15 protein-coding genes and 1 pseudogene are annotated in these 13,702 nt (G+C 38.8%); 9 read left to right on the top strand and 7 right to left on the bottom strand.

Annotated features, from left to right (window positions below; genetic code table 11):
* The first annotated feature begins 1 nt into the window (after nucleotide 1).
* Nucleotides 2–889, top strand: a complete 888-nt coding sequence (locus DI060_RS04350; RefSeq protein WP_108974158.1) for a patatin-like phospholipase family protein — start codon at nucleotides 2–4, stop codon at nucleotides 887–889.
* Nucleotide 890: 1 nt separating this feature from the next.
* Here the strand turns inward: DI060_RS04350 and DI060_RS04345 are convergent, their stop codons facing one another.
* The gene (locus DI060_RS04345; RefSeq protein WP_108974156.1) at nucleotides 891–1,262 is read right to left on the bottom strand and encodes a photoactive yellow protein; all 372 of its coding nucleotides are present in this window, start codon (nucleotides 1,260–1,262) and stop codon (nucleotides 891–893) included.
* Nucleotides 1,263–1,324: 62 nt separating this feature from the next.
* The gene (locus tag DI060_RS04340; RefSeq protein ID WP_108974154.1) at nucleotides 1,325–2,800 is read right to left on the bottom strand and encodes an aromatic amino acid ammonia-lyase; all 1,476 of its coding nucleotides are present in this window, start codon (nucleotides 2,798–2,800) and stop codon (nucleotides 1,325–1,327) included.
* 88 nt (nucleotides 2,801–2,888) lie between these two features.
* Between DI060_RS04340 and DI060_RS04335 the strand changes: the two genes are divergently transcribed.
* The 3 genes from DI060_RS04335 to DI060_RS04325 are packed head-to-tail and all read left to right on the top strand — an operon-like array spanning nucleotide 2,889 to nucleotide 4,259.
* Entirely contained in the window at nucleotides 2,889–3,134 is a 246-nt protein-coding gene (locus DI060_RS04335) for a hypothetical protein (RefSeq protein ID WP_108974152.1), read from the top strand.
* Nucleotides 3,135–3,138: 4 nt separating this feature from the next.
* Nucleotides 3,139–3,567 carry a PAS domain-containing protein gene (locus tag DI060_RS04330; RefSeq protein ID WP_108974150.1) on the top strand — a complete coding sequence of 143 codons (429 nt, stop codon included), beginning with the start codon at nucleotides 3,139–3,141 and terminating at the stop codon, nucleotides 3,565–3,567.
* On the top strand, nucleotides 3,558–4,259 hold the full coding sequence (locus tag DI060_RS04325) for a hypothetical protein (protein ID WP_108974148.1): 702 nt from the start codon (nucleotides 3,558–3,560) through the stop codon (nucleotides 4,257–4,259). Before DI060_RS04330 ends, DI060_RS04325 begins: the two co-directional genes overlap by 10 nt.
* Here DI060_RS04325 and DI060_RS04320 read toward each other — a convergent pair.
* Nucleotides 4,170–5,081, bottom strand: coding sequence for a hypothetical protein (locus tag DI060_RS04320; RefSeq protein WP_108974146.1), 912 nt, complete (start codon nucleotides 5,079–5,081; stop codon nucleotides 4,170–4,172). The genes DI060_RS04325 and DI060_RS04320 overlap by 90 nt on opposite strands.
* Nucleotides 5,071–5,388 (bottom strand): YkvA family protein, encoded by a 318-nt coding sequence (locus DI060_RS04315; RefSeq protein WP_108974144.1) that lies wholly within the window; start codon nucleotides 5,386–5,388, stop codon nucleotides 5,071–5,073. Before DI060_RS04315 ends, DI060_RS04320 begins: the two co-directional genes overlap by 11 nt.
* 103 nt (nucleotides 5,389–5,491) lie before the next feature.
* Here DI060_RS04315 and DI060_RS04310 point away from each other — a divergent pair, with 103 nt between their 5' ends.
* From DI060_RS04310 to DI060_RS19135, 4 genes and pseudogenes are all read left to right on the top strand, one after another.
* Complete coding sequence (locus tag DI060_RS04310) at nucleotides 5,492–5,881, top strand: YvaD family protein (RefSeq protein WP_108974142.1); 390 nt, start codon at nucleotides 5,492–5,494, stop codon at nucleotides 5,879–5,881.
* 361 nt (nucleotides 5,882–6,242) lie between these two features.
* Nucleotides 6,243–7,583, top strand: a complete 1,341-nt coding sequence (locus DI060_RS19140) for a M23 family metallopeptidase (RefSeq protein ID WP_244594284.1) — start codon at nucleotides 6,243–6,245, stop codon at nucleotides 7,581–7,583.
* Complete coding sequence (locus tag DI060_RS04300; RefSeq protein WP_108974139.1) at nucleotides 7,580–8,272, top strand: hypothetical protein; 693 nt, start codon at nucleotides 7,580–7,582, stop codon at nucleotides 8,270–8,272. Before DI060_RS19140 ends, DI060_RS04300 begins: the two co-directional genes overlap by 4 nt.
* 745 nt (nucleotides 8,273–9,017) lie before the next feature.
* Nucleotides 9,018–9,203 (top strand): annotated as a pseudogene (locus tag DI060_RS19135) (IS3 family transposase); the annotation flags it as partial.
* A gap of 195 nt (nucleotides 9,204–9,398) precedes the next feature.
* On the opposite strand, the gene DI060_RS04290 reads toward DI060_RS19135, so the two are convergent.
* The 3 genes from DI060_RS04290 to DI060_RS04280 all read right to left on the bottom strand — a co-directional run bounded on the left by DI060_RS04290 (nucleotide 9,399) and on the right by DI060_RS04280 (nucleotide 13,077).
* Nucleotides 9,399–10,349 carry a hypothetical protein gene (locus DI060_RS04290; protein ID WP_108974135.1) on the bottom strand — a complete coding sequence of 317 codons (951 nt, stop codon included), beginning with the start codon at nucleotides 10,347–10,349 and terminating at the stop codon, nucleotides 9,399–9,401.
* Between the two features lie 645 nt (nucleotides 10,350–10,994).
* Complete coding sequence (locus tag DI060_RS04285; protein WP_108974133.1) at nucleotides 10,995–11,969, bottom strand: hypothetical protein; 975 nt, start codon at nucleotides 11,967–11,969, stop codon at nucleotides 10,995–10,997.
* A 340-nt stretch (nucleotides 11,970–12,309) separates the two neighbouring features.
* Nucleotides 12,310–13,077, bottom strand: a complete 768-nt coding sequence (locus tag DI060_RS04280) for a hypothetical protein (protein ID WP_108974131.1) — start codon at nucleotides 13,075–13,077, stop codon at nucleotides 12,310–12,312.
* A 153-nt stretch (nucleotides 13,078–13,230) separates the two neighbouring features.
* Here DI060_RS04280 and DI060_RS04275 point away from each other — a divergent pair, with 153 nt between their 5' ends.
* Nucleotides 13,231–13,692, top strand: a complete 462-nt coding sequence (locus DI060_RS04275) for a VOC family protein (protein WP_108974129.1) — start codon at nucleotides 13,231–13,233, stop codon at nucleotides 13,690–13,692.
* The last annotated feature ends 10 nt before the right edge of the window (nucleotides 13,693–13,702 follow it).

The following is a 13,702-nucleotide window of genomic DNA, read 5'->3' as shown; positions in this document are numbered from 1 at the left end:
CATGAAAAAAAGAGCATTGGTTCTATCAGGGGGAGGTGCTCGAGGTGCCTACCAAGCAGGTGTCTTTCGGGCATTGGAAGAAAGGAAATGGAAACCAGATATCATTTGTGGAACCTCTGTAGGTGCCATCAATGCCTGTGCGATTGGATCTGGAATGAAGAGCCAAGAACTCATCAATCTTTGGTTAGACCTTAACCAAGGAAAGGTGATGAGATACTCACTAAACAGAATTTTTACAGAGCTTTTTCGGAAATCTTATGCACCTCTTGCGGATACCACTCCTTTGCGAAAGCTCTTAGAACAAAAGTTAGATTTTACGAAATTGAACCACTCCGAGATACGAGTCATCATTTCTGCCGTGAATATTCTCAGTGCGGAATTGGAGTTTTTTAGAAATCCTGATCTAAAGAAAGAACATATTTTAGCATCAAGTGCCATTCCTTTGTTTTTCCCTTGGTCTTTGGTTAATGGTACGCCATACTGGGATGGAGGTGTTATGGCAAATACCCCCATCTTGCCGGCAATTACAGAAGGAGCAGAAGAGATATTGGTCATATTGCTTTCACCCGTGGGACGTGATACTCGGATGTTACTTCCTAAAAATAAGACGGAAGCTCTAGAAAGATTGTATGAGTTGTACCTTTTGGGTTCTTATAAAAACATTGAGCAGGGCATTGAGTTCCAAAAGGAATTGAGCCAACCAAAATCAGCGATTGAATATTTTTTGCGTTCGTTTCAGATCAAATTCGAAAATATAAAAATTAAAACGATAGCACCGAGAGAGTTTCTCGGTTTAGGGAGTTTTTTGAATTTTAAAAAGGAGCAGGCGCGCGATTTGATCGCCAGAGGCTACCAAGACGCCTCCGACTTTTTTGTGCAGGAACATTAGGTCATTTAGGCTTCACAAAGATCCAATAGGTTTTAGAGGAGGGGTCATGGTAGAGGTGTATTTGAACATTTGTAGGCTTCATTTTGTAAGTAAATACATAGCTAAATGAGACATCCAATTGGCCCTTTGCTACGCCTTCTCTAAATTTACCGTAGAACAGTCGATTGTTCGTACAGATGGCAATGTCTGTAAAAAAGTTTTTCCCGACAGCCTTTTCGATGGGAACGTTTGCGAGGTTTGATTCGAACTGATTGTAAATCAGAATTTTGCCGCTATCATCCACTTTTACAATTCCGAAATTCTCTTCATTGGCTTGGCTTTCTGTGATTTGTCCAAGGCGAGATAGAAAGGAAGCATCTACAAATGATGACATGAATGATTAACCTCAAAAAAAAATACTTCTAATCATTTGACAGGTAAGAGAAAGGAATGGTTTCAATTTTTACCCATTCTCTCGGGATAAAGCAAAGAATTGTAATGGCAAAGGCAAAGATTGATCTCCTCCCTTAGATCCCTGTCCTCTTTCAACATACGATTTTTGGAAAAGGCAGACACCTGGCTCATCTCCTGGGACACAAGAGAGCCCGCTTGGAAGATATGGTAGGAAAAAATCGCAGCGAGATGAATCAAATCGTCAATGGTGCGGCGGTTTCGGTAGATGGAGATGGCACCCATAGGTACAATGTCTTGGTTTCCTCCATTCGTAGCGAGAGATTGGACACTCCCTGGCATACTATCCCTTCGTATTTCAGAAGTTAGGTGAGTACTTAACAATGCCAATCCGGAAAGGCCAGCATACCTTCCAGGTTCCGGCGAAAGAGAGAGTGTAAATTGGCCGTTTTCCTGGGGGTTTTGTAAGTATTGCATAAATCTCTCTAACCAAGTTGCTAAAACTGCAATGACATTCTGTAGACGGTCAGCAGCAAAGCTTACGTGCGAAGCATAGAAATTGCCTCCTTCCGCAAAACGATTTTCTGAATGGATGTAAATTGGATTGTCGGAGACAGAATTGAGCTCTTTTTCCACAAGGTTTTGGATCTCTCTCACCTCATCGAAGAGTGAGCCCAATATTTGGGGGATACATCGTACGGAATAGATGTCTTGAATTTTACTTCCCACTTTTTTTTGTTTTGGGTTTTGTTTTGCTTTAGCATACAACCTTTCGGCCACATAAATTGGGCCTGGGAACTCCTTGGTTTTGTGGTACTCAGGGAGGAAGGCATCGGGAAAAACAGGGTGAAATGAGAACAATATCTCTAAAAAAGAAAGAATTTCTTCGAGTAGCAGTCGGATGGTTTCTGATTGTAAGGCTAAAAGTGCAGTAGTGAAACTTGTTCCGTTGGTGATGGAAAGGGCTTCCTTTGCCTGGAGGACTCTGGGAAGTCCCTGGATGGCAGACTTCTTTTGATTGGCTAGGCTTGGTCCCATGTGTGCATTCTGTCCGATCCATTCGTTCTCTCCCATAAGGGCAAGAGCTATGGAACTAAGTGGGATCAAATCGCCCGATGCAGACAGGGAGCCACGGAGAGGAATTTTGGGGATACAATCTTTTTCTAGTAAATCCAGAAGGATATTGCAGAGAGAGGGGTCTACCGCACTCGCCCCAAGACCAAGGACTGAAATCCTTGCGGCTAAAACGGCTCTTGCTTCTTCCAATTTTAGAAATTCTTTACTAGAAACGACTGTTAAGTGATACACCAGAGATCTTTGGTTTTCTAAGCGGTCTTCATTGTTCAAAAACGCATGGGGGCCGAAGCCAGTATCTATCCCATACAGGAGAGATGGTTTGTCTTTTTGCAAATACTCTTGTAGAGCCTTGGCAGAGGGAGCCAAACGAGAGAGATCAGGATGCAATCGTTCTTTTCTGTTTGCTATATTCCAAAGTCGTTTGGGGTTGAGGCGATGTGTCATGGCTGTGTTTTCCAAGGAGTAAATGGGATTCTACTTTTTTAGTCAAAAAGAAAACATTTTTGGTTCAGACTTAGTCTAAAAAGCGAATATGGAAGAGCTAATCGAAAGCTTTGAAAACCAATTGATCTATCTTTACGATGAAAAGTTGCAATTGGAGAAAGGATTGGGAACTTCAGATCCTAAAGAAATCGTAGGGCAATTCAAACAGCTCGAACAAGAGTTGGTGCGATTGTATGGCATCAAAGAAAGATACAAAAAAGTCCCCAGCAAGGAAATTACTATCTCTGATATCAAAAATGTATTCATAGATAAAAATCGCATTCGGGAGAAATGAAATAATGTCAGACCAATTAGTCCAAAAAGTCCAAAAACAAGCTGAGTTGTTTGCCAAATCGGATATGCGTTTTGTAAGCGATGAACTGATACAAAAGATACAAACATTCACCGCGAAAGAATTGGATGATTTAGATTTTGGTATCATTAGTTTAGACGACAAGGGGAATATTAAGGCCTTTAACGAATATGAGGCGACAAAGGCCAATGTGGACCGAGATTCTGTCATTGGCAAAAACTTCTTCATTGACGTCGCGCCTTGTACAAATAACCAAATTTTTTATGGTAGTTTCAAACGTGGAGTAGAGGAAAGGAAGATGGATATGATCTTTCCTTATACCTTCACTTACAAAATGAAACCGACCCCTGTCAAAATCCACCTTTATCGAGGTCCTGCTCGTCCTAACAACTGGGTGTTTGTGAAATGGAATTAATTCTCAAAGCCGACGTCAAAACGATCAATGAAGTCTTAAATGATCCGAAGTTCCGTGATGACATTCAGATCAATCTACAATCTTGGAAAGAGGATTACTCTGTTTCGGATGAAGATTACGCCTCAACCAAAACTTGGATACAAGACACCATAGATAAATTCTTGCAAACCGTAAATGATGTTGAGGTTGAGGCGGAGCTTACCTCACTTGTTTTTTTTAAATACATCGAGCTCAAGTCGCTTTGGAAGCAAATGAATGTGCAGATCCAATACCAGAACTTTTTGATGGGCCAGGCCGATCCTAATTTGGTAGGGAGAGCTTCCCTTACAACGTTTATCTTGATTGCCATTGAGCCTTTATTGCACGACGGAGAACTTGCAGAAATCCAGGAATTTCTTACGAAACCGATTCGTGAAATGCTCCGAGTGGAAAGCAGTGTTGATATTTTTGCAGCAGATAACCAATCTAACGATTTAGCCTTAATGGAAGCACAGCTGGACAGTTTGTACGCAGATAAAGAATACATCTTTAAGGAAATTGGTTTGTCTCATGCGGACGAAATTTTGGAAGCCATCGAAAATCTGAAAGAACAAGTGGAGGATCTAAAACAAGAGTTTTCTGATTCCATAATCATTTCTGACAAGATTACCTTTCTCGGGAAACGTAAAATCACCATCCAAAAGCAAGGCTAGGTCCATTTCTCCCCAATCTTCGGGAAGACAATGGATCAGGGTTTTAGGTGCGGTAAGGACATCCTTTTCCATTTGTTCAGCTTCTTTTTTTGCAAACCATACCCTACGCAAACCATCATAGTTTTCTGTTAGCTTTAGTACATTCTGTACTGTTTGTGACTTATTTGGAAAAAAGAGTTCGGAACGGCTGAAGAAGGATGATACGAAGTCCAAGACAAAACCAGTTGGGGTATTCCAATCTAAGGTCTGGATGCGGATGTTTCTTTGGTAGGAGGCTGGTATTTTTTTGAGTAGCGAAAGAAGAGCAGGTGCCTCAATTATTTCCGTCTTTTTAGCTTTGTCCCCATGTATAAATCCTATGCTCTGTTTTCTTACAGGATCTTCCTTTGGTTGGCAAGGTTTCCTTTGGGAGAGTGTATAGTCTCTATGGATTGTAAAATGGCTCTGGTCTCCTTCAGATAAGAGCACCGAATCATTCGGAAAGCCAAAGCCACCAACCATTGCCTCCGGAACCAAATCCACACTGATCTTTTCCCAAAGACAGGTAATGATGGCAATTACCCAAAGCGGGGATGGAGGTAAAGAGATGTAGATCTTTCCTCCTTCTTTCAATCCAGCATTGCGAAAGACCTCTTTCCATACACTCAGGTATGACCAAAGAGCAGAAGCAGAGATGATATGCTCACTCTCGATCAGGATGGGTTCTGCTTGTTTGACAAGTAATGAAAATAAAATCTGTTTCCAGGGGTCTTTTTCATCCTCTTCGATGTTCTGGTACAGAGACCAAAGATGTGAATCGAAATGGCTTTGTTTAGGTTCCATCAGGTTTCATAAATGCATCTGCCTTTTCATAATGAATGGGTTTCAGTTGTGTCTGTAACATATATATGGTGGAGGCGATGATTGTGGCGTCATCAGTAAACCCCAAGACTAAAAATAGATCGGGAATTGCGTCGATGGGTAAGATGAAATAGGCGAGAGCAAAGGCAATGGATGCCTTGGCCGTTAGGGATGTACTTTCATCTAAAAGACAATAGTAAAGTGCAATGGCATCTCGCAAAAAAGGAACTTTGCCGCCGACCTCTTTGACCTTTTTCCAAAAGTTCTCTTTTACATAGGTCTCTTTCATAGGTTCTCAAATTTTGTGAATGAGTTTCTTTGTCTTGCGGATTTTTTTATGCGAGATGAGAAAATGTGAAAGTAACATAGTTTGTTTCTGTCCAATAAATGATATGCAAAGACTTCGATATTTCTTTCTAGTTGTTGACATCGGATTTATCATCTATTGGATCATCACATTGCTTGGGGTGATCCCCAATGAATATTTATTTAAGGATTACGAAAACCCCATTCTAAGTGCATGGAATTGGTCATTTTTACCTTTAGATCTTATGATCTCCTTTACTGGACTCAGGAGCCTTTGGTTGTATCGAAAAGATAGGCCTGTTTGGAAATCTTGGGCCTTGGTGTCCCTTACACTGACATTCTGTTCTGGATTGCAGGCGATTTCCTTTTGGGCATTGCGGCAAGATTTTGATCTTTCTTGGTGGATTCCGAATCTCTTTTTGCTTTTGTATCCGATTTTCTTTATCCCAAGCTTATCCAAAGAAGAGAGTGAGTGAATTTTAGAAAGTTTTAGTCGGATGAAGGGAGATAAAAAGTCTACTTAGCCGATGTCTTCGAGTAATTACAATACATGAAGACTGAAATGAAGGTACTTGGAACATTCGCGGCAATATATATATATTCTCTGATAATTTTACCTTCACACCCTCATTTATACCGTTGGTTTGACACAATCTTAGTTGTAATGTTTGACTGGACAGAGTTAAAAAGAAGATTACCAGATATATACATCTCGTTACCAAGTATTGTGTTTTGGTTATATATTTTTTATCTTTTTGCTCGCACCATCGTCAGAGATAATTATCTATGAGTTAAATCGAGAATTGTTTTCTATGAGGCTTTAGTTCCTCACTGGAAATGGATTATGATTATGAGGGATCTGCTTTACTCAAGAAACAAAAGCAGGCACTGCTGGAGACTGGTAAAAAGAAAGCCGCAGAAGGAAATTATAGTCAACTTACAGCTGCAGAAAAGGCAGCCTTAGCTGAAGACCAGGAGCAAAGAGCGAAGGCAGCTGAGGCGAGGAAGAAGGAAGGGGAGAATGTGTTAGGAGGGCTTGGGTATGTCTTAACCAGAGACGAAGAAGACCATGACCATACAGGAATTGGTGGGGATGAAGATACGACAATGAATGCTCCTTATTCTAGAAAACACGGTACAAAGGAGCAAACTTTAGTAAACAAAATTAAATTAAGGAAATTAAAGCCTGATAGTGAGCTGACATTAAATGGAGTTACTATCAAAAAATATAAAATACTTGATGATTCAAAAGGCTCTCAAGTTATCACAGAACTTGAAGAAACAATAGGAAAGGATGGTAAATCTACTTTCAAATTCAAATATCAGGAATACTTTACTTTGGCTGATGGGGTATTTGCACCTGTAAAACCTGGTAAAGATGGTAAAATTCATATAAACTCAGCATTCGGACCTCGGGATGTTACGCCAGTTCACTTTGGAAATGATATGTTGGGTGGAGATGAATTTTATTCTCCAGTTGATTTGGAAAACATTACAGTAACAAAAGGGCAATCCCGGACAACAAAGATAACTACTAATAAAAAGGACGCAGATGGGAATTTTATAACGGTAGATAAAGACGTTGGGATTTGGAAGACAATTGTTAAAGTCAAAGCAACAGATGATGCAGGTAATCCTATCATAGAAAAAGGGAAAACTAAAATGATAGACAAGGAGGTTTTATATACTTTTATAAAGGATGAGAATAATAAAGACAAGGCTGTTCCGTATACAAAAGAAATGGCAGATGCCGATTATTCGAATAATCCTGGTAAAAATAAAACCTATCAAGAATTATTAGATACACCTATGAGTGAATTATCTGGCGATGGAAATTCTGTTAGTGGACAATACAAGGTTGGAAATCAAGTTTATACGTTGAGATTTAAACATTTAAAAGATTTAAGTAGCGTGATTGATGAAGAAACAGGAAAGTACAAAACAACCATAAAGGGCGGTGCTACATTAGGTCAAATATCCACAACGGGTTACTCAACGGGTAATCATGCTCACTTTGGAGTAGATAGCGGCAGTACTAAACCATCGCACGGGTATTTTCTAAACATGAACAATCCTGGAAAAACTCCTATTTATGCGATAGATCCGATTTATTTTTTGAATCAGATTGCCGCGCCCAATGAGCGCTCAAAAAGGAACCTACTTAAGAAACCATCATGAATTTAGCAAAGTTTATCTTAATATTTGGAGTTGTCGTAATTGGAACTATGGCGGAGAAGAAAACTGCCAGGAAATATAGGAATATTACACAAATTGCGAAAAATGTTTATTTAGATACGAGCAAAAGTAGAGAAATCGAGAGTCTTGATTTAATAGGAATTGATGCTGTCGAATACACCAAAAAGAAAATACTTCCGACGGTCCTTAGATTTAAGCAAGCAATCATTGAAAAAAACATCGATGAAATAATGACATTCTATTCAGAGGAAGAATTCTACCCTTCTGCACAAGATGACTATGCCCGCAGCGGAGTCAAAACCGAATCCATGGAGGAATTTAAGAGCGTTTGGAAAAAAGATATCGAGGAATGTAAAAAGTACAACAGGGAAAAGGAACGTCTAAGAGACCAAGATAGGAAAGTGTGCACTCTATTTTGGGTTAGTGAAGATTTGAAAACTGGTGAATATATCATCCAGATTCAATTGGAGACACCATTGATCGCTCAGAATTATCATGCACAAATGAAGTTTACTTTAGTGATTTATGACAAAAAAAGGGAAGTAATGTGGGTAGGTATCATCTTTGCTCAGGAAGGAAATGAATTTAAAATTATGGATAATGGCGGATACGATTTATTATATATTAGAAATCGTTATGATCCAGAACATCCGCCAATGCCTGATATGTAGGTGAGGTTTTGTAATACGCAAAAACAAAAATATTGCGCTAGATATCAGATCGGCGCCTATTAGGTAAGCGATTTTTTATTCGTGAAAAGAATCTCTCGAGACAAAGACTCTTCGCCAAACGTAGAAAATAGTTTATTTAACATAGCAGGACTAGTCTGATCAAAAAATAGTTTGACTTATGTAGTAAAATCACTTCCGTGCCAGGGATCGAAGCGAAATCCTTTGCTTAGAACGAACTACTTTTCCTACCAAATAACATCGCAAAGATTGCAGCTGAGAGCGTGGTCGATTAATAGACGGAAGCATCCTTTATCTAACGAATTCGAGGCGAACCAAAAACCTAACGGACACCAATGCGATCATGTCCTCCAACCTAACCGGTGGAGAACTGGGAGCAATGGTGAGCATGGCATACAAAGCCATGGACGTGGAGTTCAAAAAACAATACGATCCAAGAGAAGAAGGTAAAGGTATCACCTATGAAACCCAGAGTGCGTATTCGAATGCCCGACAAGCGCGAGCCTACCAACAGTGGGCAAGTTCAGGCGATGGATCTAATTTCAAGTGGGATAATAAGAACTACTTCCTTGTTGGAGAAGTAGAGTATGGAACCTTCGGAAAGAACCACCATGATGAGTTCTGGCGTATACTCACTACAGCAGAGAACCTAACGTTTATTGAAGAGGCTTATGCTGGCCAACAGAGACTCAAAGCGCAACAGAGGGCGCATCGCGAACAAATCCAGGATACCGCCGTTGCGGAATCCTTCTTTTCTACATCAAAAAGAGAAATCGAATTCAATGTGTTTCTAAATCGGAATGATGCAGAACATACAATTTTCAATTACATAGATGTTTTTTATAATAGACAGAGATCACATTCATTTCTACGTTATGTGAGTCCTGAGGAATTTGAATTAAAAGCTGCATAGAAATATGTCCGAAAAAACGTCAGCAGGCTATTTCATTTAATACCTTTAACTATAAGTAAGAATCATCAATGCAAGATATTGTCTCTCTTTTTTAATCTTATATTTTCCTAGGTTTCAAGATTGAGGCGAGATATCCGATGGCAAAAAGATTCATCTTTCACTTATTTTGCAGGCAAACGATCAATTCGAAGAGTATCAATAGCTATTCGATAGTCTAAATGAAAAGTCATTCGCGTTAGAATTTGAATAGGCTCCTTTCACATAGCGCCCCTGTCCTGCCGAAGTAGTTAAATTTGAAATAGTGGCCGTTGTGGCACTTGTATTGGTAGCTGAACTTACAAATGTTGTTGTTGTAGAGGTAACGGGGGACGAAACAGACAACACCATTGACACCGACGTTCCACCAGTGTAGGTGTTTGTCTGATTAAGTTGAGAGATTGTTTCTAGAGGTGAGACGAATAGGTAATAACAATCAAATGTGCTGAAGCTCGAGAGAGTCGGAATAGAAACGCCAGTTTCATCGAAACGAATCACTGCGGAAGAAGGAATTTGCTGTGAACCTCTCGTAGACGTGCAGGCATCTCGCGATGTATTTTTTGTTATTCCAAAGGTAATTAAGCAATTAGAGGTGCAGTTAGTAGCATCGGCAAGGATGATTCTGTATGAATTAGCCTTTTGATAGAAAACATAGTCATTAAAATCGGTAGAAGATCCTAAATTTATGAATATATTCTCACTATCAAATGAAGATGATTTTGCAGGCAAATTCGTTTGGTTTTTGTTTGCGAGACCAATATGATAAAGGACATTGTATTCATTTCTCGTGTTAATGAGGTATGTATCAGAAGTAGGTGCCACAAATTTAAAATAACATTGCTTCCCAGCAGGAACCCTTGCAGCAATTGTGCCGGAGGAATTTGGCGGAATGAATTGAAAGGAACCGCTAGTATTGGAAGTTATTGTAGGAGCAGATTGTGGTGAGAAAGAGGAGCATTCTGGTCTTAGCAAGATGGGAGTTAAAAAAGCAATAAGTGCGATATCTTCATTATTATTTTTCTCGGGCTGATTGCAGCCAGAGAAAATCGCAAACAAAACCGTAAAAATGAAAAAATGATGTGTTTGAACGGATGCTAATGTTTTACCCATAGTTTAGATTGAAATATTGCGAGAAAAATGTCAACTAATAGCAGTTTAGACCGAAAATTTTTAAAAACGGCCTCAATTCAAATATAGAAATTTCCGCTATGTTCATTAATCCTAAAAATGTAATAACAAGCCAAAGTTCTCACCGATTTTAAATCGATTTGAACTAATCGTTGATTTTCGAAGGAATGATTAACAGAAGGGATACGAAAGTAAAAAAAGAAAAACGATGATGTTAAAAATTCAGATTAAGATTGATTTAGATTATTGGACTAATGTTCGTTAGAAAATGAAATAGAACTTCTTCATTTAAAGTAATTCGAATCTGAAAAGGTTTAAAATCTTCCTTAGCGGATGCTCAATGAGCTTAGATAAGTATAAATACAATCAAATTATTTTACGATTCATTTACTGCGATAATTTAGTCATGCTCGTGATGTTAAAAGCTATTGTTTCTTTTGGAAGAACTTTACCAAAATCGTCGATGAAAAAGGCTTGGAGGTGAAAAGTTAGATATGAATCCTGAGAATATCGATTTCACACTCCTTAGTTTTCTCCTAAAATCACAGATTATTTAAAAATCATTCAAAATATCAGGATGCAACAAGCCCAAGAGTGGAACCTTTGAGCTCGTCAGCAATGAAATTACTAATAGCTATTTGTAATCCTATAGGCAAAGCCAGTTGGAGTAGGGGAGAATCTTGTTTCAATATATCTGCCGGAGCCAGCTGGAGTGACAAGACCATTCAAAGTGGCCGCAGTGGTACTCGTAGTAGAGGTGGCGGACGTAAAAGTGCTCGCGGTATTGGTAACTGCATTAGAAACAGATAGAGTCATAGTTGGGGTGGTCACACCTGAGTCAGTTCGCGTTTGTGTTAACTGCATAATTGTGCTTCTCGGAGAAACAAATAGCATATAACAAGGTGTGCCAATAGAGCTAATTGAAACTCCAGTTTCATCAAACCTCACGGTGTTGATTGACTTTGAGTCCGTTCCGCTACAGCTTATATTGGCTGATGCCACCCTTTCTCGTTTTACGATCTTTAATCCAATCTTGCAATTGGAAGTGCAATTCGTTCCGTCAGCGATAATAAAGCGCGTGGAGTTAGCTGACTGATAAAACTGCGGGTCAGTAACGACAGTAGTTTCGGATGGATAACTAGCTGGCACATTTGTAAATAAATTTTCATCATCAAAAAAGGATGTTGTGCTTGGTATCTTTGTAGGTGTCTTCCCTACTAGACCTAGATGGTAAATACCTTTGCTAGTGCTCGTAGAACTAAATGATCCCGTGCCTGAACCAAAGGCGCTGAATACATAAATGCCAGCAGAGGTAGGCGTAAATTTATAATAGCATTGCTTACCAGGCGGAACGGAAGCAGTGGCGCTGATATCTCCATAATAATCTGGGACCCCATTGCTTTCATTATTTGAAAGGGTTACCGCGGTTTCTGGTGTAAAAGACGAACAAACGGGGTCTAATGCAAGATTATACAAAAGGAGACCTGTAAAGAAGTCAGCGTCATTGTATTGGTCTTTTTTCTCGCAGCTAAAAGTTTGAGCCAAAAAAATAGTTAAAATAACTACTTTTTTGGCGTATGATGTTAGTTTCTCATTTACCATAACCTAACCTTTATACATGGAAAAATCTGGTCAATACATTTCTTGTAACTTAAAAGAAGTGAATTTTTTATACCGAAAAAATCGAAAACTTCAATTTGAGGATCGCATAAAGCTCTCAGAAACTAGACTAACTGTAGTTTACTTTTGGACTAACGCCACTCTGAGGACGTGAATTTAACTCTTTGAAGATTATATATGAAAAAGATGATAAAGATAATGATGTTTTAACTAGGATACTCTTCAATTAAATCTCAAGTAAGTTTATTTCCCAATCTAAAAAACATCTAATCCGTCTACTTCTTAAAAATATTCAGCTTATTTCAGTAGTTTGCTTCATATCTCACTCTGATACTCTGCTGAATTGACTCCAGTAGCCTGATGGATGGCTTTCTTTTAATAATTGATAGAAATGTTTCTCCCCGCCTCGGAAGGTCATTTCATGATCACCAAAAAATTGTTTCTGGAATCTTTGGTTTCCTGAACATTTTAAGATTTCTTCACCAGTTTGTAAAATTCCTTTTTTGGTCTCGCCTATTCGGAGTCTAGGGATTCCTGGCATATCAATCGTTTCATGTATGCCAAAAATTCCACGGTAGTGAATGGAGTTTGGCATTACTGTAAAATTCAAGAGTTTTTTATTTAATTCTATATCCATGGGTAGTGTGACAAAATAGGTGCGATCTGATGTTGTACCATTTTGATTAAAAATTGAAATGGTATAGGAATAGCTAACAGATCGTAGTGTATATTCATTGGTAGTATCTAAATCGGATATTAGAAAAAAAACATTCCTACCTTCTTTTTTGAGTATGGTATTGCTACTTGATAAAATCTTAACATTGTCAATTTTCTTTTCAATTTTTGTTTCACCTCGTGTAAATGGGAAATCGGTATTTTTGGTTTTTGAGAGATTGGTAAATACAGTACTAAAGTGGTTAATTTCTTGGATTTGGAATGATTGTTTTGATTGGCTTTCTTGAGAAGTAAAGATAAATAATCCAAATGCAACTGCTCCAGGACTTATTCCATTTTGTGGTTCGCGTAGGACATATTTTTCATTAGAGCAGTGTGAAAAAAAAATGATACTCAGGAGTAAAATTCTGCACATAACACGAATTTATTTTTTTCTGAAAAATTGAAAAGAATATTGTAAATGTCAATCATCTCTTCTTAAAAAAATAGTGTTCACTAAAGCAGTCTCCAAAGACATTGGCGCAAGAATTACGAATTCATTCAAAAACAATATAGGAGAGAAGAATCAATGTCCCGTCCATTCAAAGTATTAGGTATCCAGCAAGTTGCTATCGGAGGAGAGTCCAAAGATAAACTTTCCAAATTCTGGGTTGATGTTATGGGCCTTACAAAGGTCTCTGATTACAAAAGTGAAAAAGAAAACGTAGATGAAGACATTCTTTCTATGGGGAATGGTCCCTTTAAAGTAGAAATCGATTTGATGCAGCCTATCGACCCCAACAAAAGCCCCAAGGTGCACGATCCTAAACTCAACCACATTGGTTTGTGGATTGATGATTTAGCAAAGGCTGTGGAATGGCTTACAGCACAGGGTGTTCGCTTTACTCCTGGTGGGATTCGAAAAGGTGCAGCAGGATATGATGTATGTTTTATCCACCCAAAAGGAAATGAAGAATTTCCTTTGTCCAGTGAAGGAGTTTTAGTAGAACTCGTCCAAGCACCTGCTGACGTAATCAAAGCCCTTTCGTAGATACGAAAGG

This window comes from Leptospira ryugenii (genome assembly GCF_003114855.1).
Taxonomy (GTDB): Bacteria; Spirochaetota; Leptospiria; order Leptospirales; family Leptospiraceae; genus Leptospira_A; species Leptospira_A ryugenii.
Note: the sequence above shows the minus strand (reverse complement) of the source record. Positions and strands in the feature narration are given on the sequence as shown.